The sequence below is a fragment of the Ruegeria sp. CRTD044 genome (assembly GCF_059613485.1).
In genome coordinates, this window is the sequence record NZ_JBXWSP010000016.1 from 460,735 (window position 1) to 484,402 (window position 23,668).

A 23,668-nucleotide genomic window follows, 5' to 3' on the forward strand; every position below is an offset into this window, starting at 1 on the left:
TCTACAACTACTATACAACTAGACAAATAATAGCGGGACAACGGGTGACTCGCAACGAATATGCTGTGAAGTTTTGATGACATGAGCCAAACACCGATCTGGAAGACCATCGCATTGGCGCTGACCGCCGACATTGCCGAGGGGCGCTTTGCCACCGGCGACCGCCTGCCGACCGAGGCGCAGTTGGCCGCAACCCACGGCGTGAACCGCCACACGGTGCGCCGGGCCCTGGCCGAACTGGCCCGGCAGGGGCTGGTGCATCCGCGCCGCGGGGCCGGTGTGTTCGTTTCGGCAGCAGCGACCGATTATCCGATCGGCAAACGGGTCCGGTACCACCAGAACATCTCGGCCAGCGGCAAGATTCCGGGCAAGCGGGTGCTGTCGCTGATCACCCGCGCCGCCGACAAGACCGAGGCCGAGGCGCTGAACCTGACCCCCGGCGACCCGGTGCATGTCTATGACGGGTTGTCGCTGGCCGATGGCCAACCGATCGCGGTGTTCCAAAGCGTCTTTCCCGCCGCCCGCCTGCCCGACCTGCCCGAGGCTCTGGCCCAGAACGGCTCGGTCACGCGGGCGCTGCGGCACTGCGGCGTGGCGGACTATACCCGGATCTCGACCCGCCTGACCGCCCGCGCGGCCGATGCGGTTCAGGCCCGGCACCTGCAACTGATTGAGGGCGCGCCGGTTCTGCATTCGGTCGGCATCAATGCCGATCCGCAGGGGCATCCGGTTGAATACGGCAAGACCGTCTTTGCCGGTGAGCGGGTCACTCTGACGCTGGATGACGATCACGGGTGATGCCGGTCAATCCTCGTATGTCTCCAAAAAAGCCTCGGCGGGCAGCGCGCGGATATCCGGCAGCGCCGCGCGCAGGCGGGCATTGTCCCAATCCCACCAGGCCAGAGCCATCATCCGCTCGGCGACGTGCTCGGGGAACCGGCGGCGGATGGGTTGGGCGGTGACACCCCCGACGATGGTATAAGGCGGCACGTCCTTGGTCACGATCGCCCCGGAGGCGACGATTGCCCCGTGCCCGATCGTCACCTCGGGCTTGATGATGGCCGCGTGGCCGATCCAGGTGTCATGCCCGATATGCGCCAGCCGCCCCGCGCGCAGGGCGAACCAGTCCGCGTCGTCATCGGCATCGTCCCAATAGTCGGCCGAGCGGTAGTGGAAGTGATGCAGCGACGCTTTCTCGATCGGATGGTCGGTGGCGCCGATCCGGGTGAAACTGGCGATATTGGCGAATTTTCCGATCCGGGCATTGGCAATGTCGCAGGTCCGGTCGCAATAGGAGTAGTCCCCAAACACCGAATTCGTCACCCGCGTTCCGGCACCGATTTCGACAAAGGCGCCGAAGCTGCTGCCGATTATCTGGCAATCCGGGTGGATGAAGGGCTGATCCGACTGCAAGCGCGCCATGGTCTGCAAGTCCTCGTATGCGGTTCAAGGCAACATCAGCGGCTTGGCCTGCGGGTCGCGCGGTTTGCGCGCCTTGGGCGGCCCGCCCTGGATCAACCGCCTGCGCAGCCAGCCCGAGAACCAGTCCATCAGCATGACCATCAGAATGATCAGCACGATGTAATAGGCGACCTCCTCCCAGTCTTTCTGGGTGATGATCGCCTGTGTCAGCAACAGACCGATCCCGCCCCCGGTAATCGCCCCGATCACGGTCGCGCTGCGGGTGTTGGATTCCAGGAAGTACAGGAGCTGACTGAGCAGAACCGGAGTGATCTGCGGGATCACCCCAAAACGATATTTCTGCGGCGCATTGGCCCCGGTGGACTGCACGCCTTCGATCTGCTTCTGATCAACATTTTCCAGCGCCTCGGAGAAGATCTTGCCGAAGGTGCCGGTATCGGTGACCAGGATGGCCAGCGCCCCTGTCAGCGGCCCCGGCCCGAAGGCGCGTGCCAGAACCACCGTCCAGATCAACGCATCAACACCGCGCACGAAATCAAAGATACGACGGGTGGCAAATCGGACCGTTCTAAACGGATTGAAATTTCGTGTCGCCAGAAATGCGAGGGGCAAAGCGATCATCCCCGCCCCCAGAGTACCTAGAAAAGCCATCAGAAGCGTTTCAAAGATCGCCCACGCAACATCCTGATGGCGCCACATTTTGTTGGTCCAGAAATCGTCAAATATTTCCGCGGCCTCGCCCGATGCGGCACGCCCCATCAACTGGCTGAAAGACTGACCGTGATAGGGGCTGTCCAGTGTGAACCAGAACAGTTCCCACCCGTTGAAATACCGGAACACCTCGGCCCGGTTGCGTGTCACGGTCAGCCGGCCCGCCGGCGTGGTGATCGCCAGGCGGTTCTTTGACATGTTGATCCAGTCCGGCACCTCGGCAGTCGGCAGCTCGGCCTGCACTCCGGCAGACCGGCTGGGCGTTGCGCGCACTGTTCCGTAACCGGGGATGTCATATTCCACGGTTTCAGGTCCAAAACGAACGATATGGCCATCTTCCAGGTCAATCACCGTGGTTTCGCCCAAAGCGACCCATTCCGGCGCAGTGCCATCCGGGTAAGCACCCTTGCGCTCTCCCTCGATCGCGACGGACACTTGTCCGTTTCGATTGTCCCGGGTCACATGAGTCTTGTAGCTGTAGCTGTCGGATACAAGCGTCTTGCCGTTTTCCCAGTTGGCCCGCTCGGTCAAGCCGGGCACGTCAAAGGCAAAGAAAACATAGACCAGGTATAGAATGACCAGCCCCGGCAACCCGAAACTCACAGCCCGTTTGTGCCGAAAGATGTGGTCGGCTTTGGCTTTCAAGTCGTTGATCGGCAGATCAGTGGCAAAGGTGCTCATGCTGCGGCTCCTTTGGCAGAACCGTGTGTCAGGCGGTCACGCAAAATGCCGGACAGCTGATCCACGGCCACGATGGTGACGAACAGAAGCAGAAAGATGGCCGCCGCCTCGTCGTAACGCCCCTGCCCCCAGGACATGGCGTTGCGCAGTTCGTACCCCAAGCCACCTGCCCCCACGAAACCAAGAATGGCCGAAGCGCGGATGTTGATCTCGAACCGCAGCAGGGCGTAGCTGACGTAGTTTGGCCCGACCTGCGGGATCACGCCCAAATACATCCGCTGCGACCAGTTGGCGCCAACCGACTGCAGCCCCTCTACCGGTTTCAGAGAGGCGTTTTCATTCACTTCGGAAAACAACTTGCCCAGAGCACCGGCAGTGTGAATGGCGATGGCAATCATTGCAGGCACAGGCCCGCCGCCCAGAACAAAGATCAGTACCAACGCGATGACGATTTCCGGAACGGCCCGGCAAATATCAGAAATACGGCGAAAAACGGGGATCAATGACGGCCACAGCGCCATGCCGCGGGTGGACATCAGCGCCATAAAGGTGCCGCCCAGAGTGCCCAACAGCGTGGCCGCGGCGGCGATATTCAGTGTTTCGATCAGCGCGGGAAAGAACTCGACCAAATTTGCGGGCAATTCCCCGATCTTCTCCCAGGCCTCAGTCAGAACCTCGGCAGGGTAATCGAAAATGCGGTTCCACCCATCGGCAAAACTACCGGCGTTTCGCATGTCGGCGGTCCGGAATCCGGCCGCCATAAGAGCCACGAACAGGATCAGAAGTATCCCACCGTAAACCCGTTTGCGACGGGTCATGATGGTGTAATCCTCCCGAATCCGGTCGAGTCCGGCGGTTCCCGCGGTCAGGTCGGTCATGAAAGGCTCCGATGGGGATAGTGGGGTCCGGTTCACCGCCGGACCCCGAACAGAAGTTGCGCAGGCTTAGTTCGACTTCAGCTTGCGGGCTTCAATGATGATTTCGTAGGCCTCGTGGGTGATCGGCTCGAATGCTTTGGCTTCACCTGCGGCCACGCCATAAAAACACTCACGGTCTTTGTCGGCCAGCCCGGCCATCAGAGCCGTCATCTTCTCTTTGACATCCGCCGGCAATGCCTTGCGCAGAACTACCGGACCTTCGGGGATCGGCTTCGATTTCCAGATTTCGACCATGTCGTTCATGTCGACCAGTCCGGCATCCACGGCGCGGCGCAGCGCGCCCGAATTGTAGCCGTCTTCCCAGTTGCCCAGTCCGTCGGCCCAGGTCACGCCACCATCAACGTCACCGTTGTTCACGGCGACGATTGTCTGCTCGTGACCACCGGTGAACTTCACTTCACCGAAGTAGTCGCCCGACTCCATCGTTGCACCCGTTGCCTGAGGGATTTCGATCGAGGGGATCAAATAGCCCGAGGTCGAGTTCGGATCACCAAAGCCAAACACCTTGCCTTTCATGTCATCAAGCGAGGTGATGCCGCTGTCCTTACGGGCGAACCCGACCGAGTAGTAGCCATACCCGCCATCCACGTTCACCTTGACCAGAACCGGCTCAACCGCCTCGGGGTCGCTGAGATAGGTTTTGGCATAGGCGGAGGCGCCCAGCCAAGCCATGTCGATCGTGCCGCCCAGCAGGCCCTGGATCACGCCGTTGTAGTCAGCCGGGGCGAACAGCTTGGTTTCGACACCCAGCGCGTCCTCGGTGTATTCACGCAGACATTCGTTGTTGTTCAGACGGTCCTGTGCGTTTTCTCCGCCCAGTATGCCGATCCGGAATTCGCTGATCTCCTCAGCCATGGCAGGCGCGCTCAGGGCAGTGGTCGCGACCAGGGCGGCAACAAGTTTCTTCATCTGTCTCTCTCCAGGTTGATTGGCCCACCCCATTCATCGGGCCGGGCGATGAATGAGGTGGTTTGGGCTCAGATCGTGGCCTCGGCCTCCATCAGAGCCTTCCGGGTGGCATCCAGCGTTTCGATCTCGGTCGAGGTCGCGGCCTCGGAGAAGCTGGCATCAGCGCCGTAGATCTCGCGGGCGACGCCGGTGGTCAGCTGCTCGGGCAGGCCGTCGAACACGATGCGTCCGTCGCGCATCCCGACCACGCGGTCGCAATAGCGGCGCGCGGTGTCCAGCGTGTGCAGATTGGCGATCACGGTGCGGCCGTCCTCTTCGTGGATGCGGCGCAGGGCCTGCATCACGACTTGCGCGTTCATAGGGTCCAGCGAGGCGATGGGCTCATCGGCCAGGATTATCTTGGGGTCCTGCATCAGCGCCCGCGCGATGGCGACGCGCTGCTGCTGCCCGCCCGACAGCGCCTCGGCTCTTTTGGGGGCATGTTCGGCGATGCCAAGACGGTCGAGAATGTCGATGGCGCGGTGGATGTCCGCGGTCGGGAACAGGTTGAACAGGGTCGCCAGCGTCGAGTGCCAGTTCAGTGTTCCATGCAGCACGTTCGAGACCACATCCATGCGGGGCACAAGGTTGAATTGCTGGAAGATCATCGCGCAATCGGCCTGCCACGCACGTTTTTCGCGCCCTTTCAACTTGGTCACGTCGCGCCCGTGAAACAGGATCTGCCCTGCGCTGGCATCGGTCAGGCGGTTGATCATACGCAGCAGAGTGGACTTGCCCGCGCCCGACCGCCCGATGATCCCGATCATGCATGGCTTGTCGACGTCCAGCGTTGCGGTGTCGACTGCAGTATTGTCGCCGAAGCGCTTGGTCAGTTTTTCAATGCGCAGCACGTGCCACCCCCAATTCGTGATGGAGGTCGTCTACAGCTGGCGCTCAACGGTGATGTGTCGATCCGGTGAAGCTTTTGTAACGGGCTGAAAGCCGATGGCCTGTGCAAGGGCTGGGCAATGCCGCTCGTCCCGTCTATACGCGGGCTCAACACCTAAACCATCAGATCTGTCACATGAGGCCGCCATGAGCTTTGACCGCAAGATCAAGATCGCACCTTCGATCCTGTCCGCCGATTTCGCCAATTTCGGACAGGAAATCCAAGCCATCGAGGCCCAAGGCGCCGACTGGGTCCATGTTGACGTGATGGACGGGCATTTCGTGCCAAACCTCACCTTCGGCCCACCGGCGGTCAAAGCGTTCCGCCCGCATGTCAAGACGGTGATGGATGTGCACCTGATGATCACGCCGGTCGATCCTTACATCCAGGCCTATGCCGATGCCGGCGCGGACTATCTGACGGCCCATGTCGAGGCCGGCCCACATACGCACCGCACCTTGCAGGCCATCCGCGCGGCGGGCATGAAGGCAGGCGTGGCGCTGAACCCAGGCACTCCGGCCGAAGCGGTCGAGCACCTGCTGGGTCTGGCCGATCTGGTCTGCGTGATGACGGTGAACCCCGGCTTTGGCGGGCAGAAATTCATCGACCTGACCGCGAAGGTGCGCCGCCTGCGCGAGATGATCGGAGACCGCCCGGTGCATATCGAAATCGACGGGGGAGTCGACCCCTCGACCGCCCCGCTGGTCGCAGCGGCCGGTGCTGACGTTCTTGTTGCCGGTTCAGCGGTCTTCAAGGGCGGGTCGGTTGCCAACCCGGACATCTATGGCCAGAACATCCGTGCCATTCGCGCAGCAGCTGAAGGCCACGCGGTCTGACGGCGGCTCCCGCCCGTCGTCGACGTTTTTTCGCAAAACGTCTCCTCCTGTTGGGCCCGGCATCGCGCATGGCGCGATGCCGGGCCCAAGGCCGCAAGCGGGATCGGCGCAGCCGATGTCGCGGGGGCGCGGGAGCCTTTTGCGGATTGCGCCCCTAGACCAGTTGATCCGCGAAATGCGCAAGCAGCCTGTGCTTGAGGATCTTCCCCGTGGGCGCGGCGGGCAATGACGTGGCCAGCACGATCCGGCTGGGCCGCTTGTAGCCCGCAAGACGTTCCGCCACGAACTCCGCCAACTCTGCCTCGGACACAGCGCCGATTTCAGGCACCTGAACAAAGGCCAGCACCTGTTCGTCGCCGCCCACCCGACGCCCGATCACCGCAGACTGGATCACCAGCGGGTGGTCGTTCAGCGCGGCCTCGACCTCGGGCGGATAGACGTTGAAGCCGCCGTGAATGATCAGTTCCTTGGCGCGGCCGACAACGTGCAGATTGCCCTGCGCGTCGAGACGACCCAGATCGCCCGTGCGCAGCCACCCGTGAGCCAGCACCCGGCCCGTTTCCTCTGCGTTGCGATAGTACCCCTTCATCACATGCGGGCCGCGCGTCAGGATCTCGCCCACGCCATCTCCGCCGCCGGGTATGGTTTCGTCAATGCGCAGATCGACCCCCGGCAAGGGCGGGCCGACCGAGATATCCGGATCCCCGATCCGGTTGTGCGAGGCGCAGATCCCCGCCGTGCTTTCGGTCATGCCATAGCCGTTCTGCAGCGCGACGCCATAGAACGCCTCGGCCTTGCGTTTCCACGCCGGGTCCAGCGGGGCGGCCCCGGACGAGGTGTAGCGCAGGGCGTCCGACGGCAGCCGCTCCAACCCCTGTTCCTTGGCATATTGCATCAGCAGCGCATGCATCTGCGGCACACCCGAAAACACCGTGACGCCCGCATTCAACGCGGCAAAGGCGCGGTCCGCCGCGAACCGGGCATCCAGCTGGACGAAGGCCCCGGCCAACACCGACCCAGTGACGATCGAAGCCAGCCCGAAGATGTGCGAAATCGGCAGAACGCCATAGACCACGTCATCCTGCGTCAGCCCTCGGAAATTCGCCGAGGTCAGCCCGCCGAACCGCAGGTTTTCGTGGGTCAGCATCACACCCTTGGGCGTTCCGGTCGTGCCGGTGGTGAACAGCATCGCCGCGACATCCGCCAGATCGGGGTCGGGTGCGCTCGGGTACGGCGCGGCCTGGTGCAACTGCCCGAAGGCCCCGGAAACGGGCTGGGCCCCGGCCCTTCGCGCATGGTCGCGCGCCTCCGGCGACGCCGCCGACGTGAGCAGGATCACCGCCGGGGTGACGTGATCCACGATGCGTGCCAACTCAGCCTCGGTCTGACGGGCGTTCACCGGCACCACGCAAGCGCCGATCCGGGAACAGGCAAACAGCGCGGCCACCGCCGCATTGCAATTCTCAAGCACCAGCATGACCCGATCGCACGGGCGCACCCCCGAGGCCAGCAGGATGTCTGACAGCTCGGAAATCGCGCGGTCGAGGTCAGCAAAGCTCCAATCGGCGCCGAACCCGTCGGCAAAGGCGCGGGCCCGCGGGCGGGTCCGAATCTGGGCATCCGGATAATCGTGCCATTTGTTCATGTCCCTTCGCCCTCCCCTGCGCCGGAACCGGTTTTGCGCTCAGCGTTTCGTGGTGCGCTTGAACACCCCCGCTGCCGTTGCGATCAGGGTTCCGTCGTCGCTGTGCAACTCTCCGGTCACATAGGCCAGCGTGCGCCCGCCACCCGTTGCGCGCCCCGTGGCCGTCACGCGCCCCTGACGCACCGCCGCCACATAGCTTGTGTTCAGCGACAGGGTCAGAACCAGCGGATGTTCGTCCCGGTCGAACCAGGCCGAGGCGGTGTTGCCGCAAGCCACGTCCAGCAGCATGGCGATGATGCCGCCATGCAGGATGCCCTGGCTGTTCAGGTGATCCGCCCGGATGGTCAAATGGCACCGGGCGCGGCCGTCGGGGTCGGACAGATCCACCTCGAACCCGATCGCGTTCTGACAGCCCGATCGCCGGACCTTTGGGTCGTCTTTAGGCCGCGCCGAGTGCAATGAACCGCTCCAAATGATAATCCGCGTCGCCGAACCTGTGATCCGACATGACGATCCGCTTGGCAATATGCGCCAGCTCATATTCCTGCGTCATGGCGATGCCGCCATGCATCTGGATCGTTTCCTCGGCCACCAGCCGGCCCACCCGCGACACCAGGTTGCGGGCGGCGGCGATCTGCCGGTCGCGATCGGGCGCTTCAAGGTGACCGGCCGCGTTGATCACCGCCGAACGCGCCTGCTCCAGCTCGATCAGCATGTCCGAGAACCGGTGCTGCAGGGCCTGAAAGGTCCCGATCGGGCGGCCGAACTGCTTGCGGGTCATCAGGTATTGCCTTGTCAGTTCCACCGCGCTTTCCATCGCACCCAGCACCTCGGCGACCAGCGCGACATTGGCTGCGGCCACAACGTTCATCAGCGGATCGAACCCCTGCCCCGCAGCGCCCAGACGCGCGATTTCCGGCAGGCGCACATCGTCCAGAGTGACCTCGGCCGCGCGCCCCCCGGCCAGCATCGGATTCCCGCGCAAGCCCAGACCCGGTGTGCCAGCAGGCACCAGAAACAGCGAAATGCCGTCCAGATCGAACGGCCCGCCGGTTTCACGCGCGGATACGATCAATCGCCCGGCGGCCTCGGCATTCACGACCACTGCCTTGCGCCCGTTCAGGATCAGGTCCGTGCCGTCGGTCCGCACGGTGGTCTCGACCCTGCTCAGGTCATACCGGCTGGCAGGCTCCCCATGCGCCAGCGCCAGATGCAGCTTGCCCGAGATCACCTGATCCAGCAGCGCCCGCTGATCGGGGCTGCCCTCCTGCGCGATCAGCCGACCGCCCAGAATGCAGCTGTCCAGAACCGGCTCGACCACCCCGGCCCGGCCCAGTTCCTCGAACACGGTGGCGATGTCAAAGCCCGCCCCGCCGAACCCGCCATCCGCTTCGTCGAACAGCGCGCCCAGAACGCCCAGATCGGCCAGTTCGCGCCAGATGTCGGCGCTGAACCCCGCCGGGCTGTCCAGAATGTCGTTGCGCACCGGAGTCGTATATCGGTCGGCCAGATAGCGCCGCAACGTGTCCTGCAGCATCTGCCGTTCTTCGGTCAGGTTGAAATCCATCTCAGCCCCCCATCTTGACCTTGGCGATGATCCCGCGCTGGATCTCGTTCGACCCGCCGAAGATCGACAGTTTCCGGTTGTTGAAATACTGGGCGGCGACCGGCGCGGCATAGTCCGGCCCGATCGGGTCGTTGTCGCCCGCCACCGCCTCGGAGGCGAAAGGCATCGCATAAGGCCCCACCGCGCGGCGGGCGAAGTCGTTGATCTCCTGCCGGATGATCGTGCCCTTGACCTTCAGCATCGAGCTTTCGACCCCCGGTGCCTGTCCGGCCGCGGCCTTGCTGATGATGCGCATGTTGGTGGTGGCCATTGCCATCAGGTCGATCTCGACCCGCGCCAGCCGGGCGGCGAAATGCGGGTTCTCGATCAGGGGGCGGCCATTCGCGGTTTCGATCCGGGCAATCCGTTTGACCATGTCCAGCCCCGCCTGGCTGAAGCCGACACCGGCGATGTTGGTGCGTTCATGCGTCAGCAGATACTTGGCATAGGTCCAGCCCTTGTTCTCCTCGCCCACCAAGTTTTCGACCGGGACGCGCACATCGTCAAAGAACACCTCGTTGACCTCGGGCGTTCCGTCCAGCAGGACGATGGGGCGCACCTCGATCCCCGGCGTGTTCATGTCGATCAGCAGGAACGAGATTCCTTCCTGTGCCTTGACCTCGGGGTCGGTGCGAACCAGGCAGAAGATCCAGTTGGCGTATTGCGCCAGCGTGGTCCAGGTCTTCTGGCCATTGACGACATAGTGGTCGCCGTCCCGCACCGCGCGGGTCTTCAGCGAGGCCAGGTCCGACCCGGCACCCGGCTCGGAATAGCCCTGGCACCACCAGTGTTCACCATTCAGGATGCGCGGCAGGAAATAGTCCTGCTGCGCCTTCGAGCCGAATTTCTGCAGCACCGGGCCCAGCATCGACAGTCCAAACGGCACGATGCGCGGCGCATAGGCGGCGGCGCATTCCTCCTCGAAGATATGGCGCTGAACCGCGTTCCACTCGGCGCCGCCAAACTCCTTCGGCCAGTTAAAATTCAACCAGCCGCGCTCGTTCAGCGTGGCATGCCACCACTCATACCCTTCCTTGCCGATGTTCCGGCCAGCCCGGATCTTGTCCGAGATCTCCTGGGGCAGTTTCTCGGCCAGAAAGGCGCGAACCTCGTCGCGAAAGGCCTTCTCCTCGTCCGTATAATTCAAGTCCACAGCCGCCCTCCTCCTCGACGCGATCGGAACCTTGCCTACTCGGCCCCACGGGCCGGGCTGCGCCGGGCCGGCCCTCGATGGGCTGGCCCGGTGCCCCTTTCTTCAATAGATCTCGAACAGACCGGCCGCGCCCATGCCGCCGCCGATGCACATGGTCACGACACCCAGCTTTGCCCCGCGCCGCCGCCCTTCGCGCAGCAAGTGCCCGACCATCCGCGCGCCGGTCATGCCGAACGGATGCCCGATGGCGATCGAGCCGCCGTTGACGTTGCATTTCTCGTCATCGATTCCCAGACGGTTGCGGCAGTACAGAGCTTGCGAGGCGAAGGCCTCGTTCAGCTCCCACAGGTCGATGTCCTCGACGCTCAGACCATGCCGTTCCAGCAGGCGCGGCACCGCAAAGACCGGTCCGATGCCCATCTCGTCGGGCTCGCACCCCGCCACGCAGAACCCCTTGAACGCGCCCATGGGCTCCAGCCCCCGACGCTCAGCCTCGGCGCTGTCCATCACGACCACCGCGGCTGCGCCGTCCGACAACTGGCTGGCATTGCCGGCGGTGATGTAGCTTCCGGGGCCGCGCACCGGCTCGAGTGAGGCAAGGCCTTCCAGCGTCGTGTTCGGCCGGTTGCATTCATCCCGGTCCACGGTGACCTGCCGGTGCGAGACCTCGCCCGTCTCTTTGTCCTTGACCGCCATGGTGGTCTGCATCGGCACGATCTCGTCGTCGAACTTGCCCGCCGCCTGCGCCGCCGCGATGCGCTGTTGCGACCGCAGGCCGTAGGCGTCCTGTTCTCCGCGGCTGATGCCATAGCGTTCGGCCACGATGTCGGCGGTCTCGATCATCGTCATGTAGATCGCCGGCTTGTGCTCCTGAATCCACGCCTCGGGCACGGGGCGGGTCTTCGGCTGGACCAGCGAGATGCTCTCGACCCCGCCGGCCACGATGGGGCCCGCGCTGCCCTCGGTGACGGCCTGCGCCGCCAGCGCCACGGTCTGCAGCCCCGACGAGCAGAACCGGTTCACGGTCATCCCCGAAACGCTGACCGGCAGCCCGGCCCGGATGGCGATCTGGCGGGCGATGTTGCCGCCGGTCTCGCCCTCGGGGAAGCCGCAGCCGATGATGCAATCCTCAATCTCGGCGCCGTCCAGCCCCGACCGTTCGACCGCGGCCTGAACCGCGTGGCCGCCCATCGTGGCGCCGTGGGTCATGTTGAACGAGCCCCGGAACGATTTGGCCAGCCCGGTGCGCGCGGCGGATACGATTACGGCTTGTTTCATCACTGGGCGTCCTTGTTCAGATCGTCAAAGCTGCGGCCCTCGGCCACCAGTTTTTCCAGCAGCGGCGCGGGCTTCCAGAAATAGTCATCCTCGGCCGACCACGCGCGGATATCATCCAGAATACCCGGCAGACCCTGCAGATCGGCCCATTTCAGCGGCCCGCCGCGATAGCGCGGGAACCCATAGCCATAGAGCAGCACCACATCCACGTCCAAGGGGCGGCGCGCGATGCCCTCGCCCACCACCTTGGCGGCCTCGTTGACCATCGAGACCATATATCGCCGCACGATCTCGTCATCCGTGAACGTGCGCGGGGTGATGCCCTGCGCTGCGCGGTCGGCCGCGATCAGGTCCAGAACCTCGGGGTTGGGCGTGCCACCGCGCCTGCCCTTTTCATAGGCATAGAAGCCCTGGCCAGTCTTCTGCCCGAAATGCCCGGCCTCGCACAGTTTGTCGGCATAGCTGCTGTCGCGGGCGCGCGGGTCCAGCCCCTCGGCGCGTTTGCGTTTGCGCACCGCCCAGCCGATATCCAACCCGGCCAGATCGGACACGGCGAACGGCCCCATGGCAAAGCCGAAATCGGTCAGCGCCTTGTCGATCTGGAACGGGCTTGCCCCGTCCAGGACCATGTGGTCGGCGCAGGTGCGATAGGTGCTGAGGATCCGGTTGCCGATGAACCCGTCGCACACCCCTGCGCGCACTGAGACCTTTTTTAGCCGATGCCCCAGCGCAAAACCGCTGGCGACCACCTCGGGCGCGGTCTTGTCGGCCACCACGATCTCAAGCAGCTTCATCACATGGGCGGGCGAGAAGAAATGCAGCCCGATCACGTCCTGCGGGCGCGTGGTGGCGGCGGCGATTTCATTGACGTCCAGATACGAGGTGTTGGTCGCCAGAACCGCCCCCGGTTTGCAGACCGCATCCAGCTGGGCAAAGACCTGTTTCTTGACGTCCATATCCTCGAACACGGCCTCGATCACCAGATCGACGGCGCTCAGCGCGTCATACCCGGTGGCAAGCCGCAGCTGGTCCGACAGGATCGCGTCGTGCTGCTGCTGGCTGATCTTGCCGCGCTTCAGGGCCCCTGCCAGGTTTCCGGCGATCCGGTCCTTGGCGGCATGGGCGGCCTCCTGCATCATCTCCAGCAAAGTCACGGGCAGACCCGCCAGCAAGGCGGAGGTGGCGATCCCCGCGCCCATCGTGCCGCCGCCGATGACCCCGATCTGATGCACCAGGCGCGGCTCGACACCCTTCAGTTCGGGCAGTTTGCCCACGGCGCGTTCGGCAAAGAAGGCGTGAATCAGGCCCTTGCGCTGATCCGAATCCATCAATTGCATGAACAGTTCCCGCTCGCGCGCCATGCCTTCGGCAAAGCTGGGCGCCTCGCAGGCGGCTTGTACCGCGCGCACGGCAATGGCGGGGGACAGCTGGCCGCGGCCCTTCTTCAGAACGGCCTCGTAGACCGCATCGAAATCGACGGGGTCCGGCGCGGGCATCTCTCCGACCGCGCGGCGGGGCGCGCCCGAGTCGAGCAGCTCCTGCGCATAGGCCAGCCCGATCTCGCGCGGGTCGCCATCCTGAACCTTGTCGATCACGCCCAGCTTCAGCGCCTGGTCGGCCCGGACATGGCGGCCGGTTGTGATCATGTCGAGCGCGGCCTCGACCCCGGCCACGCGCGGTAGACGCTGGGTGCCCCCGGCACCCGGCAGGATGCCCAGATTGACCTCGGGCAGGCCGACCTTGGCCGAGGGAACCGCGATGCGGTAGTGGCTGGACAGCGCAACCTCGAGCCCGCCGCCCAGCGCCGTGCCATGCAACGCCGAAACCAGCAGAAGGGGCGAGGCCTCGATCCGGTCGCACAGGCCCGGCAGCCACGGCTCTTGCGGGGGTTTGCCGAACTCGCGAATATCGGCCCCTGCGAAATAGGTCCGGCCCTTGCCGTAGATCAACACCGCCTTTGCGCCCTCGGCCTCGGCCCGTTCGATTCCGGCCAGCAGGCCCCGGCGCACGTCCACGCCCAGCGCATTGACCGGCGGGTTGTTCGCCGCCAGCACCGCGATATCGCCAATCCGTTCGTATTCCACCGCCTCGGACATCAGACTTGGTCTCCTCTTGCCAACCACAGCTTGTTCCGCATGGCGGAACAGTATTCCACTATAGATTGTACCCGTCCGCGCGCGGGTTCAACCCCTTATACCCGACTGCGCCGCCGGGCCGCATTTGTTGCCGGCGAGCAGGCCCCAAACAACTTGTGAACCGGATCGCGGAAAACCGTGCTAGGCTTTGCCCACCCGGCCAATGAATTCGGCCAGGAACGAAAACAGATTGCAGAACAGGGAGTTTTGAAATGTGTGACGTTTGCGTAATGAACGCGTTGAAAGACCGGATGCTATCCCGCCGTTCCTTTTTCAAGGCTGGCGCGGCGATGGCGGCAGGCACGACGCTTGGGACGGTAGCAGCCCCGCCGGCGCTGGCCGCGGGCCATGGCGAGGTGCTGGACATGACCCATGTCTACGATGCCGATTTTCCCACCTATTTCGGCCAGCCGGGGATCGAGGCGACCCAGGCCTTCAATTTCAAGGAACATGGCTTCAACCTGTTCAACCTTGCCGTCAACGAACACACCGGCACGCATGTCGATGCCCCGCTGCATTTCTCGGCGGATGGGCAGTCGGTGGACGAAATCCCGGTGTCGAACCTCGTCTGCCCGCTGTGCGTGGTGGACATTGCCGCCCGCGCGGCCGAGGACCCGGATGCCCAGGTGACCCCCGATGACCTGAAGGCGTGGATCGCTGCAAATGGCGACATCCCGGATGGCGCCTGCGTCGCCATGCATTCGGGATGGGCCACCAAGACCGCCACGCCCGAATTCCGCAACGCCGACGGCGACGGCAAGATGCATTTCCCCGGCTTCCACGTCGAAGCGGCGCAGATGCTGATCGAAGGAACCGGCGCGGTTGCGCTGGCCGTCGACACGCTGTCACTTGACCACGGGCCATCGGCGGATTTCGTGACGCATTACGCGTGGCTGCCCACCAACCGCTACGGCATCGAGAACCTGGCCAATCTCGACAAGGTGCCCGCCAGCGGAGCGACGCTGGTGGTCGGCGCGCCGGCCCATCGCGGCGGGTCGGGCGGCCCGGCGCGCATCTTTGCGATGGTCTGAGCATGTCAACGGTTCGCCTGTTGACGGACGAAGAGGTCAGCGCCGAGGCGCTGGCCGTCTTCGATGACATCCGCGCCACCCGCAATACTAATTACATCAACAATTTCTGGCGCGCTCTGGCCCATGACCCGGCGCTGCTGAAAGCGACGTGGGAGCGGCTCAAGACCGTCATGGCCCCCGGCGCGCTGGACCCGTTGATGAAGGAGATGCTGTATGTGGCGGTTTCAGTCGCCAACAATTGCGAATACTGCGTGCACTCCCATTCGGCCGCGGCCCGCGCCAAGGGCCTGACCGATCAGATGCAGGCCGAACTGCTGGCGGTGATCGCGATGGCCAGCCAGACCAACGCCCTAGCCACCGCTTTGCAGGTGCCGGTGGACGACCAGTTCAAGGCCTGAGCCTGCGCCTGTCGGGCCAGACTTGCACCAGATGCACAGCGGCTATTCCCTCAAGTGCCTAGCTGCACTGCAGCATCAGGTCTAAATCTCTTTGGTCACATACAGACCAGAGAGGCTCCGCTCATGGCAGAGACAAGCACGCACCGCCCGGCAATCCTGAACCTGTTTTCGGCCGTCGCCGATGTGTTCAGCGGCATCTATGATGCTTTGATCCGCATGGGCGAAGCAAATGCCAAGGTCATCAAGATCAAGCAACTCAGCGAGTTGACCGACGAAGAACTAGCTGCGCGCGGCCTCAAGCGCGAAGACATCGTGCGTTTGGTGATGGCGGGCGTCTACTAGGACACGCCCGCATCCTGCATTTCGGCCACGGCCTGCGCGGCCTTTGCATAGGCGGCTTTGCACACGTCAAAGTCCGCTTCGGTCAGCGCCAGGGACGGATAGGTCTTGCCCGGCGACTTGAACATCCCATTCTGCATCAGAACCGCATTGAACCGGGTTGCCTTGGCCGTGTCCGCGCGGACCACATCGCGATAATCCCGCACCTTTCCTTCCGTGAACACGATTTCGAACAGGGTCGGATCGCCGATGACGCGATGGGCAACCCCCCGCTTGGTCAGCGCGACCGAGGCCATGTCCATCAGACGCTGACCATTGGCGCGCAGCCGGTCGTACTGACCGGGACGGCGCAGCACCTCCATCGTCTTGAGCCCGGCCACCGCGGCCACCGGATTGCCGGACAGAGTCCCCAACTGCATCAGCCATTTCTCTGGCCCAACGGAGGGTTTGTCGAAATGGGCCATGATCTCGGCCCGCCCGGCGATCGCGGCCAGGGGAAAGCCGCCGCCGATGATCTTGCCCAGCGTGGCGATGTCGGAGGTCACGCCATACAGCTCCTGCGCGCCGCCATAGGCGAAACGAAACCCGGTCACCACCTCGTCAAAGATCAGCACGACGCCGTACTTGTCGGCCTCGTCCCGCAGAAGCTGCAAGAAACCGGGTTCGGGCGGGATGATGCGTTGCAAGGGCTCGACGATGATGCCCGCGATCCGATCGCCGTGCTCGGCCAGCAGCGAGCGGATGTAGTCCGGGTCGTTGAACGGCGCGATCAGCATTTCGGCCTGAACGCTGGCCGGTATGCCCGCACTGTCGGGAACCGCCTGCGGGAAATTCACCATCCGCGACGGGGCCAGGCTCATTTGCGCCTCGGCGCTCATGCCGTGATAGCCGCCTTCGAACTTCACGATCTTGTCGCGGCCGGTAAAGGCGCGGGCCAGCCGGATCGCGTACATGTCGGCCTCACCGCCGGACGAGACATAGCGGATCTGATCGGCGCAGGGCACGGCGGCGCAGATCTCCTCGGCCAGTTCGACCGCGCGCGCGTTGTTGGCGAAAAACGTCATGCCCTTGGGCATCTGTTCGGCGACGGCCTCCAACACCTCGGGGTGGCCGTGGCCTAGCAGCATCGGCCCCGAGCCGATCAGCAGGTCGACATATTCCGTCCCGTCTTCGTCCCAGACGCGGCTACCCCGGCCCTCGCGGATGAAGACCGACGGGTCGAAATTGCCAAAGCCACCGCCGGGCAGTACCGCGCGGGCGCGTTGGCCCCATTCGGATTGGCTGAGATGTCGCGGCATGGTCGCCTCCCTAATCCAGTATCACGTCCGGCGCGCCCAGGTATTCGCGGTCGGGCGCGACGCCCAGGCCGACCCTGTCGGGCGGCGCGATCCGGCCGCCCTTGCGGGCCGGGCCATCGGGCGCCAGCCGCGGCGCGACATAGCCCGACAGGTCGCACACGTTCATCAGGCGCGCCGGTTCCGTGGCCGCGCCCAGATGCAACAGGGCGGCGGTGGTGATGTCAGACCCCCAAGTGTCTTCGACGCACATCTTCGCCCCCAGATGCAGGCACAGATCACGCGCGCGGCGCGCCGCCGACAGCCCGCCGAATTTCGACAGCTTCACCGCGACCGCGTCCATGCAGCCCAGCGCATGCGCGGCCAGCAGGCTGGCGGTGTCGTGTGCGCATTCGTCCAGCTTCATCGGCAGGCCGGTGGCAGCGCGCACGCGGGCGCAATCTTCAATCGTGGCACAGGGCTGTTCCAGCATCACATCCAGATCCGCAACCGCCAGCCCCACCCGGCTGGCGTCCAGAGACGTGGCGCCGCAGTTCCAGTCGCCATAGACCAGCGGCCCATCGCCCACCGCCTCGCGCACCAGACGCAGGCGCTCAACATCGGCCTGCCAATCGGCATCCGCGCCCAGCTTGACCTGGAACTGGGTGATGCCCTGTGCCTTTGCCTCGCGGGCGATGCGGGCCATCTCGGCCGGGGCGATGCAGGTGATCGAGTGATAGAGCGGCATCGTCTGCGCCCGCCGACCGCCCAGCAGCGCATGCAGCGGCAGCCCTGCCACCTGCCCCGTCAGATCACACAGCGCGATGTCGATCGCCGATTTGGCATAGACATGCCCGGGCAGGTGCCGGTCCAGCCGCGCCATCAACGCCTCGGGTCCGATCGGGTCGGCGCCCAGCAGAACCGCGGCCATGTCCTGCACCGCCGGGGCCACGCCGCGCGCATAGGCGGGCAGGTAATGCGGAATCGGGCAGACCTCGCCCCAGCCGGTCAGATCGTCATCGGTGTCCAGCGCCAGAATCACCGTTTCAACCGTGTCGCAGGCCTTGCCGTCAGCCATGTAATAGGCCTGATGGCTGGTCAGCGGCACATGCCAGAGCGAAATGCGGGTGATGCGGGTCATTGGTACACGGCCTTTGGATCCCCCAGTGCATCTTCATCCGGGGCCACGCCGAGGCCGGGAGCCTCGGGCAGTTCGAGATGGCCCTGACGATTGCGTGGACCGCGCCCGCCCGCAACGTCCAGCGTCAGCATGTCCTGACAGGCCCAGACGCCCAGGCGGTTGTGATCCGGGATGGTGGCGGCCAGATGCAGCGCCTCGGTATCGGCCAGAACCGAGCCGCCGGTGGCCATCACATACATGTCGATGCCATGCGCCAGCGCTATGTCCCGCATCCGCGCGGCCTTGGTCAGGCCGCCGACACGGTTGAGCTTGATTCCGAAGACCTCGGCCAGCCCGCCTCGGGCAATGCGCGTGGCGTCCTGCAGGGTGACCAGGCTTTCATCCACGCTGACCGGCGCAGAATGCAGGGCCCGGATGGCGGCGATGTCGTCCAGCGTCTCGCCCGGTTGCTCGAACATCACGCCCAGATCCTCGGTGGCCTTCATCACCCGCAGCGCCTGCTGCCGCGTCCAGGCGCGGTTGACGTCATAGAGGATGCGCTCACCCGCTGGGCGGTGCGCCTCGACATCGCGGATGCGTTCTATGTCACGCTCCACGTCGCCACCAACTTTGACCGAATGCACCCAATAGCCGCGGCCGCGATAGCGATCCATCACCGCGCGGGTTTCCTCGAGGGTCTTGGCCCCGACCGAGGAGGCGATCGGCGCGGGGCTGCGCGACCCGCCGCCCATCAGATCGGCAATCGGCAGCCCGGCCGCCTGTCCGGCAATGTCCCAGCAGGCCATGTCGATTGGCGATTTGGCGTAAAGATGCCCGGGCAGCGCGTGGTCCATCGCCCGCTCGACCTCCAGAACCCGGCGCGGGTCCAGCCCAAGGACGAAGGGCGCCATGGTCTCGATCCCCGCCCGAATGCCCGGCCCATGCGCGGGCACATAGGTGTGGCCCCACGGCGTACCCTCGCCCCAACCGGTCAGCCCGGCATCGGTTTCGATCTTGACGAAAGTGGCATCCAGCACCTCGAATTTCAGACGCCCGCCGGAAAGCCAATTGGGATGTTCAAGCGGCAGATCGACGTGAAAGACCGAGATGCGGGTGATCTTCATGCGGCGTCCATCCTGGGCAGGTCGTTCAACCCCTCGCCCCGCCACAGCACGAAAGTGAGGATCGGCTGATCCCCCGTGGACATGGCGTGGCTTTGCCAACTGGCGTGCAACCGCGTGCCTTCAGCGCCCACAAAGGCCCGATCTCCGCCAACCCTGAAGACCGCGCCGCCCGCCAGCGTCAGGTACAGCTCCTCGGCCTGGTGGCTGTGCCAGTCATAGTCCAGCCCGGCGCCCCAATAGGCGACATAGCCCCGCAGCTGGGTCGAATGGAAATGACCGGTTGGCCCGAACAGTTCGAAATACCCGTACCGATTGCGGAAATCGGCGCCGACCTCAGCCTCGGTATAGGTGCGTTTCCAGTAGGCAAGATGCGCCGCCGACCGGATCGCCTGAACCAGCCCCGTTGTCCGGGGTGATCCGGGTTGATCCAGCGCCTGCACCAGCGGCGTGGCGGGGATCGCTCGCGGTTGCAATCCGGCCGCGGTCAGGTCGGTGGGCCAGTTGCCGAATTCGGACAGCGCCGGCAGGCTCTGATGCAGGTGCCGCGCGGCTTCTAGAACGTTTTCCAGGGTCATGGGATCACCACGATGTTGCCGGTATGACGCTTGTCGATGAAGGCCTGCTGGGCCTTTCGCAGTTCAGTCAACGGGTAAGTGGCGGCCAAAGCTGGCCTGATTTGCCCATTTTCTATGTATTTCACGACATCAAAGAAGTTCTGCGGCGTGTTCACGGTCGACCCGGTGAAGGTCAGATCGCGCAGATAGAAGGTGCGCAGGTCGAATTGCACGATCGGACCGGCAATCGCGCCCGAACAGGTATAGCGCCCGCCACGCTCCAGCATGTCGATCAGTTTTGGCCACATCTCTCCGCCCACGACATCAGCGACGACGGTGATCCGTTCGCCTTTCAGCTCGGCCCGCAGGTTCCTGGGGTTGCGCGGCAGGATGCGATCCGGGCCCAGTTTGGCAACCTCCGGGTGTTTGGCCGCGCTGGCCATGGCGATCACGCGTGCGCCGCGCAGCTTGGACAGCTGGATCAGCGCCCCGCCCACACCGCCCGAGGCGCCGGGGATCAGAACCGTGTCGCCCTCGCCGACCTGCGCCCTCTCCAACATGCCCTCGGCCGTCACATAGGAACAACTGAAGGTCGCCAGTTCGGCATCGCTCAGGTCGGAGTCGATCGCAGCCACGCCGCGGATGTCGGCCTTGGTGTATTCGGCAAAGCCGCCGTCACATTCCGAGCCGAAATATCCCGCCTTGTCGCGGTTCATCGGTTCGGACCAGTCGCGCAGCCAGCCCGCCACGATCACACGCCGGCCGATGATCGCAGGATCGGCCCCCTCGCCGACGGCCACGACCGTGCCGACCGCATCCGCGCCCTGGATGCGTGGGAAGGTCAGAGGTGCGCCGCCCCAGGTGCTGTCGTCGTCATCCACCTCGGAATAGGCGCCGCCGGTGGTCGGCTCGTCCACCGCCTTGGAATACCAGCCGGTGCGGGTGTTCACATCCGTGTTGTTCAGCCCGCAGGCGCCGACCTTGATCAACACCTCCATCGGGCCGGGTGTGGGCGTGGGCCAGTCCTCGTGCCATTCGTATTTGTCCAGATCGCCATGCCCCGTCAGGACCATGGCCTTCATGGTCTTCGGGATCATTCTGCAGCCTCCATCGCGGTATCGGTGCGGGGCCGGAGGCTTTGCGGGTCATAGGCGGGCGCGCCCAGGATCCGCCCGGGACGCGGCGCGCCGGCGATCACCACCTGCACTTCGGTTCCCGGCACATTGGCCTGCGGTTTGACATAGGCAAAGGCAAGGATCTTGCCGACCGTATGCCCGTAGGCCACCGAGGCGGTGGAACCCACGACCTCGCCGTTCAGCAGGACCGCCTCGCCGCCATGCCCATCGTTCTGGCCATCCGGTTCGATCTCCAGATAGGCGCAGAACCAGCGCAGATCGGGGTTCAGGGTGCGGTCCTTGCCCAGGTATTCCTTGTCCGTGCAGGCAAAGCGCAGCACGTCGGCTTCGGCCAGGGTGACCTCGTTGGTCAACTCGCCCGCGCCCTTGAAGGCCTTCTCCATCCGCAGCGCGTGCATCGCGAACGACCCGTAATCGGCGATGCCATGCGGCGCGCCCGCGGCCCAGAGCGCATCGTAGACGGCCAAGGCGCTGTCACGCGGCATGTGCAGTTCCCATCCCAATTCACCGGCATAGGACATGCGGAAAGCCCAGAGCCGGTGACCCGCCACGTCGATTTCCTGCGCGGTCAGCCATTTGAAACCGGCATTGCTCAGGTCGGCATTGGTGCAGGCGGCCAGAACCTCGCGCGCCCGGGGGCCATTGAGGCTGAGCGCGGCCCAGTCGTCGGATCGCAGGATGATATCGACGTTTTCTTCGTCGCGATGCTGGGTCAGGTGATCCAGCAGGCGCTGCTCGAAGAAGGCGGCACAGACGAGGTAGTACCGGTCCTCGGCCAGCTTCACGACCGTGGTCTCCAGCTCGATCCGACCACGGCGGTTCAGCATGTGGGTCAGCGCGATGCCGCCCACCTTTTGCGGCAGGCGGTTGGCGACCAGCCGGTCCAGCAGGACCCGGGCATCCGGGCCGCTGACCTCGACCTTGGTGAAGGCCGAGATATCCATGATGCCGACCGCCTCGCGCACGGCCCTGCATTCGGAGCCGACCATGTCGTGCACCACATTGCGGCGGAAGGAATAATGGTCGCGCTGTTCAACGCCATGCTTTGCGAACCAGCGGGGGCGCTCGTGGCCATAGACCTCTTCGAACACCGCCCCCTTGGCTTTCAGCCGGTCATACAGCGGGGACGGCTTGATCGGCCGCCCGGCAAGACGGTTGAAATGCGGAAATGGAATTTCGTGGCGCAGTTTGTAATCCTCATGCGCCTTGGTGACCTGCCAGTCTTTGGTGGCATAGGCCCCGAACCGGCGCGGATCATAGTCCCGCATCGAGATGTCCGCCGCCCCATGCACCATCCACCGCGCCAGTTCGCGCGTCAGGCCCGGGCCCCAGCCGATGCCGATCTGCGTGCCGCAGCAGCACCAGTAGCTTCGCACCCCCGGCGCCGGGCCGATCAGCGGATTGCCGTCGGGCGGGTGCGAGATCGCCCCGTGCACCTCGCGCTGGATGCCCAGATCGGCAAAGACCGGCATCCGGTTCAGGCTTTCCTCCAGCCACGGAATGACCCGGTCGTAATCGGCGTCGAACAGCCAGTTTTCATAGTCCCACGGGCAATGGTCATGCCAGACCGAGTTCGAATTTTGCTTCTCGTAGATCCCGATCAGCCCGCGCTTCTGCTCCATGCGGATATAGCCCGAGACCTTGCGGTCATCGCGGATCACCGGCAACTCGTGATCGAGGTCCTGGAACTGTGGCACCGGTTCGGTCACGAAATAGTGGTGGGTCATCGAGGTCATCGGCAGTTGCAGGCCCGACCATTCGCCCATCTGCCGGGCATAGGTGCCGCCCGCATTCACCACGTGTTCGCAGCGGATCGTGCCCCGTTCTGTCTCGACCACCCATTCGCCATTGGCCGCCTGGGTGACGTTGGTGGCCCGGCAGCGGCGGATGATCCGCGCGCCCAGCTGACGCGCCCCCGCCGCCATAGCCATGGTCACGTTCGTCGGGTCCACATGCCCGTCATCCGGCGTATGCAGCGCGCCCAGAACCCCGTCGAGGTTGTAGAACGGGTGCAGTTCGGCCACGCGGTCGGCACCGACCAGTTCAATGTTGAAGCCCAGCGACCGGCCCACCGACAGGGTGTGGCGCAGCCAGTCCATCTCGTCCTCGGTATAGGCCAGCCGGAACGAGCCGCAGCCGTGCCATGTCACCGCCTGCCCGGTCTCGGCCTCAAGCGCACCGGAATATAGCCCGATGTTGTAGTCCACGCATTTGCCCAGACCAAAGGAACTTGTCGAATGGGTGATCTGCCCGGCCGCATGCCAGGTGCTGCCGCTGGTCAGCTCGGCCTTTTCCAGCAGAACGACATCCGTCCAGCCCTCATGCGCCAGGTGATAGGCCAGACCGACGCCCATGACACCTCCGCCCACGATCACCACGCGGGCCTGTGACGGCAGTTCCTTCCCGGACATGATTTTTCCTCTCACCGAGTCGCTTTTCTTCTCGACAGG

22 protein-coding genes are annotated in these 23,668 nt (G+C 64.6%); 5 read left to right on the plus strand and 17 right to left on the minus strand.

The features are described from left to right. Nucleotides 1–81 precede the first annotated feature (81 nt). Nucleotides 82–798: a phosphonate metabolism transcriptional regulator PhnF gene (phnF, locus tag AC2FNL_RS14640; protein WP_170460193.1), complete on the plus strand. Its 717-nt coding sequence runs from the start codon at nucleotides 82–84 to the stop codon at nucleotides 796–798. Between the two features lie 6 nt (nucleotides 799–804). Here the strand turns inward: phnF and AC2FNL_RS14645 are convergent, their stop codons facing one another. The 5 genes from AC2FNL_RS14645 to phnC all read right to left on the minus strand — a co-directional run bounded on the left by AC2FNL_RS14645 (nucleotide 805) and on the right by phnC (nucleotide 5,551). Further along, nucleotides 805–1,422 carry an LbetaH domain-containing protein gene (locus tag AC2FNL_RS14645; protein ID WP_496834089.1) on the minus strand — a complete coding sequence of 206 codons (618 nt, stop codon included), beginning with the start codon at nucleotides 1,420–1,422 and terminating at the stop codon, nucleotides 805–807. Nucleotides 1,423–1,446: 24 nt separating this feature from the next. Further along, nucleotides 1,447–2,814, minus strand: a complete 1,368-nt coding sequence (phnE, locus tag AC2FNL_RS14650) for a phosphonate ABC transporter, permease protein PhnE (RefSeq protein ID WP_496834090.1) — start codon at nucleotides 2,812–2,814, stop codon at nucleotides 1,447–1,449. Next, complete coding sequence (phnE, locus tag AC2FNL_RS14655; protein WP_496834091.1) at nucleotides 2,811–3,692, minus strand: phosphonate ABC transporter, permease protein PhnE; 882 nt, start codon at nucleotides 3,690–3,692, stop codon at nucleotides 2,811–2,813. The genes phnE (AC2FNL_RS14650) and phnE (AC2FNL_RS14655) overlap by 4 nt, the downstream gene beginning before the upstream one ends. Nucleotides 3,693–3,758: 66 nt before the next feature. After that, nucleotides 3,759–4,661: a phosphonate ABC transporter substrate-binding protein gene (gene phnD, locus AC2FNL_RS14660; protein WP_170339782.1), complete on the minus strand. Its 903-nt coding sequence runs from the start codon at nucleotides 4,659–4,661 to the stop codon at nucleotides 3,759–3,761. A 68-nt stretch (nucleotides 4,662–4,729) separates the two neighbouring features. Next, a complete protein-coding gene (phnC, locus tag AC2FNL_RS14665; RefSeq protein ID WP_496834092.1) occupies nucleotides 4,730–5,551 on the minus strand; it encodes a phosphonate ABC transporter ATP-binding protein in 822 nt (273 codons plus the stop codon). 184 nt (nucleotides 5,552–5,735) lie between these two features. Here phnC and rpe point away from each other — a divergent pair, with 184 nt between their 5' ends. After that, on the plus strand, nucleotides 5,736–6,425 hold the full coding sequence (rpe, locus tag AC2FNL_RS14670) for a ribulose-phosphate 3-epimerase (protein ID WP_496834093.1): 690 nt from the start codon (nucleotides 5,736–5,738) through the stop codon (nucleotides 6,423–6,425). Between the two features lie 154 nt (nucleotides 6,426–6,579). On the opposite strand, the gene AC2FNL_RS14675 is transcribed toward rpe, so the two are convergent. The 6 genes from AC2FNL_RS14675 to AC2FNL_RS14700 all read right to left on the minus strand — a co-directional run bounded on the left by AC2FNL_RS14675 (nucleotide 6,580) and on the right by AC2FNL_RS14700 (nucleotide 14,203). Beyond that, a complete protein-coding gene (locus tag AC2FNL_RS14675) occupies nucleotides 6,580–8,070 on the minus strand; it encodes a class I adenylate-forming enzyme family protein (RefSeq protein WP_496834094.1) in 1,491 nt (496 codons plus the stop codon). A 39-nt stretch (nucleotides 8,071–8,109) separates the two neighbouring features. Then, nucleotides 8,110–8,529 carry a PaaI family thioesterase gene (locus AC2FNL_RS14680; RefSeq protein WP_496834095.1) on the minus strand — a complete coding sequence of 140 codons (420 nt, stop codon included), beginning with the start codon at nucleotides 8,527–8,529 and terminating at the stop codon, nucleotides 8,110–8,112. Then, entirely contained in the window at nucleotides 8,510–9,637 is a 1,128-nt protein-coding gene (locus tag AC2FNL_RS14685) for an acyl-CoA dehydrogenase family protein (protein WP_496834096.1), read from the minus strand. Before AC2FNL_RS14685 ends, AC2FNL_RS14680 begins: the two co-directional genes overlap by 20 nt. 1 nt (nucleotide 9,638) lies before the next feature. Next, entirely contained in the window at nucleotides 9,639–10,829 is a 1,191-nt protein-coding gene (locus AC2FNL_RS14690) for an acyl-CoA dehydrogenase family protein (RefSeq protein ID WP_496834097.1), read from the minus strand. Nucleotides 10,830–10,931: 102 nt separating this feature from the next. Beyond that, on the minus strand, nucleotides 10,932–12,107 hold the full coding sequence (locus AC2FNL_RS14695; protein ID WP_496834098.1) for an acetyl-CoA C-acyltransferase: 1,176 nt from the start codon (nucleotides 12,105–12,107) through the stop codon (nucleotides 10,932–10,934). Further along, on the minus strand, nucleotides 12,107–14,203 hold the full coding sequence (locus AC2FNL_RS14700) for a 3-hydroxyacyl-CoA dehydrogenase NAD-binding domain-containing protein (RefSeq protein WP_496834099.1): 2,097 nt from the start codon (nucleotides 14,201–14,203) through the stop codon (nucleotides 12,107–12,109). The genes AC2FNL_RS14695 and AC2FNL_RS14700 overlap by 1 nt, the downstream gene beginning before the upstream one ends. 251 nt (nucleotides 14,204–14,454) lie before the next feature. Between AC2FNL_RS14700 and AC2FNL_RS14705 the strand changes: the two genes are divergently transcribed. From AC2FNL_RS14705 to AC2FNL_RS14715, 3 genes are all read left to right on the plus strand, one after another. Next, on the plus strand, nucleotides 14,455–15,273 hold the full coding sequence (locus AC2FNL_RS14705; protein ID WP_093964528.1) for a cyclase family protein: 819 nt from the start codon (nucleotides 14,455–14,457) through the stop codon (nucleotides 15,271–15,273). 2 nt (nucleotides 15,274–15,275) lie between these two features. Continuing rightward, nucleotides 15,276–15,671, plus strand: a complete 396-nt coding sequence (locus tag AC2FNL_RS14710; protein ID WP_170585199.1) for a carboxymuconolactone decarboxylase family protein — start codon at nucleotides 15,276–15,278, stop codon at nucleotides 15,669–15,671. Between the two features lie 123 nt (nucleotides 15,672–15,794). After that, entirely contained in the window at nucleotides 15,795–16,013 is a 219-nt protein-coding gene (locus AC2FNL_RS14715) for a DUF1127 domain-containing protein (RefSeq protein WP_496834100.1), read from the plus strand. Here the strand turns inward: AC2FNL_RS14715 and AC2FNL_RS14720 are convergent. Genes AC2FNL_RS14720 through AC2FNL_RS14745 form a run of 6 tightly spaced genes read right to left on the minus strand, consistent with a single transcriptional unit; the run spans nucleotide 16,010 to nucleotide 23,629 of the window. Further along, entirely contained in the window at nucleotides 16,010–17,308 is a 1,299-nt protein-coding gene (locus tag AC2FNL_RS14720; protein ID WP_496834101.1) for an aspartate aminotransferase family protein, read from the minus strand. The two genes, AC2FNL_RS14715 and AC2FNL_RS14720, sit on opposite strands and share 4 nt — an antisense overlap. Nucleotides 17,309–17,318: 10 nt before the next feature. Next, the gene (locus AC2FNL_RS14725) at nucleotides 17,319–18,425 is read right to left on the minus strand and encodes a mandelate racemase/muconate lactonizing enzyme family protein (protein ID WP_496834102.1); all 1,107 of its coding nucleotides are present in this window, start codon (nucleotides 18,423–18,425) and stop codon (nucleotides 17,319–17,321) included. Continuing rightward, a complete protein-coding gene (locus tag AC2FNL_RS14730) occupies nucleotides 18,422–19,528 on the minus strand; it encodes a mandelate racemase/muconate lactonizing enzyme family protein (protein WP_496834103.1) in 1,107 nt (368 codons plus the stop codon). The genes AC2FNL_RS14725 and AC2FNL_RS14730 overlap by 4 nt, the downstream gene beginning before the upstream one ends. Next, a complete protein-coding gene (locus tag AC2FNL_RS14735) occupies nucleotides 19,525–20,103 on the minus strand; it encodes a dimethylsulfonioproprionate lyase family protein (protein WP_496834104.1) in 579 nt (192 codons plus the stop codon). Before AC2FNL_RS14735 ends, AC2FNL_RS14730 begins: the two co-directional genes overlap by 4 nt. Next, nucleotides 20,100–21,179 (minus strand): alcohol dehydrogenase family protein, encoded by a 1,080-nt coding sequence (locus AC2FNL_RS14740; RefSeq protein WP_496834105.1) that lies wholly within the window; start codon nucleotides 21,177–21,179, stop codon nucleotides 20,100–20,102. Before AC2FNL_RS14740 ends, AC2FNL_RS14735 begins: the two co-directional genes overlap by 4 nt. Beyond that, nucleotides 21,176–23,629, minus strand: coding sequence for an FAD-dependent oxidoreductase (locus AC2FNL_RS14745; RefSeq protein WP_496834106.1), 2,454 nt, complete (start codon nucleotides 23,627–23,629; stop codon nucleotides 21,176–21,178). Before AC2FNL_RS14745 ends, AC2FNL_RS14740 begins: the two co-directional genes overlap by 4 nt. Nucleotides 23,630–23,668: the final 39 nt, after the last annotated feature.

Excerpts from the sequence above, each read along its gene's own strand:
- phnF (WP_170460193.1), top strand. The coding sequence starts at position 82 with ATGAGCCAAACACCGATCTGGAAGACCATCGCATTGGCGCTGACCGCC.
- AC2FNL_RS14645 (WP_496834089.1), bottom strand. The coding sequence starts at position 1,422 with ATGGCGCGCTTGCAGTCGGATCAGCCCTTCATCCACCCGGATTGCCAG.
- phnE (WP_496834090.1), bottom strand. The coding sequence starts at position 2,814 with ATGAGCACCTTTGCCACTGATCTGCCGATCAACGACTTGAAAGCCAAA.
- phnE (WP_496834091.1), bottom strand. The coding sequence starts at position 3,692 with ATGACCGACCTGACCGCGGGAACCGCCGGACTCGACCGGATTCGGGAG.
- phnD (WP_170339782.1), bottom strand. The coding sequence starts at position 4,661 with ATGAAGAAACTTGTTGCCGCCCTGGTCGCGACCACTGCCCTGAGCGCG.
- rpe (WP_496834093.1), top strand. The coding sequence starts at position 5,736 with ATGAGCTTTGACCGCAAGATCAAGATCGCACCTTCGATCCTGTCCGCC.
- AC2FNL_RS14675 (WP_496834094.1), bottom strand. The coding sequence starts at position 8,070 with ATGAACAAATGGCACGATTATCCGGATGCCCAGATTCGGACCCGCCCG.
- AC2FNL_RS14685 (WP_496834096.1), bottom strand. The coding sequence starts at position 9,637 with ATGGATTTCAACCTGACCGAAGAACGGCAGATGCTGCAGGACACGTTG.
- AC2FNL_RS14695 (WP_496834098.1), bottom strand. The coding sequence starts at position 12,107 with ATGAAACAAGCCGTAATCGTATCCGCCGCGCGCACCGGGCTGGCCAAA.
- AC2FNL_RS14700 (WP_496834099.1), bottom strand. The coding sequence starts at position 14,203 with ATGTCCGAGGCGGTGGAATACGAACGGATTGGCGATATCGCGGTGCTG.
- AC2FNL_RS14705 (WP_093964528.1), top strand. The coding sequence starts at position 14,455 with ATGTGTGACGTTTGCGTAATGAACGCGTTGAAAGACCGGATGCTATCC.
- AC2FNL_RS14710 (WP_170585199.1), top strand. The coding sequence starts at position 15,276 with ATGTCAACGGTTCGCCTGTTGACGGACGAAGAGGTCAGCGCCGAGGCG.
- AC2FNL_RS14715 (WP_496834100.1), top strand. The coding sequence starts at position 15,795 with ATGGCAGAGACAAGCACGCACCGCCCGGCAATCCTGAACCTGTTTTCG.
- AC2FNL_RS14720 (WP_496834101.1), bottom strand. The coding sequence starts at position 17,308 with ATGCCGCGACATCTCAGCCAATCCGAATGGGGCCAACGCGCCCGCGCG.
- AC2FNL_RS14725 (WP_496834102.1), bottom strand. The coding sequence starts at position 18,425 with ATGACCCGCATCACCCGCATTTCGCTCTGGCATGTGCCGCTGACCAGC.
- AC2FNL_RS14730 (WP_496834103.1), bottom strand. The coding sequence starts at position 19,528 with ATGAAGATCACCCGCATCTCGGTCTTTCACGTCGATCTGCCGCTTGAA.
- AC2FNL_RS14735 (WP_496834104.1), bottom strand. The coding sequence starts at position 20,103 with ATGACCCTGGAAAACGTTCTAGAAGCCGCGCGGCACCTGCATCAGAGC.
- AC2FNL_RS14740 (WP_496834105.1), bottom strand. The coding sequence starts at position 21,179 with ATGATCCCGAAGACCATGAAGGCCATGGTCCTGACGGGGCATGGCGAT.
- AC2FNL_RS14745 (WP_496834106.1), bottom strand. The coding sequence starts at position 23,629 with ATGTCCGGGAAGGAACTGCCGTCACAGGCCCGCGTGGTGATCGTGGGC.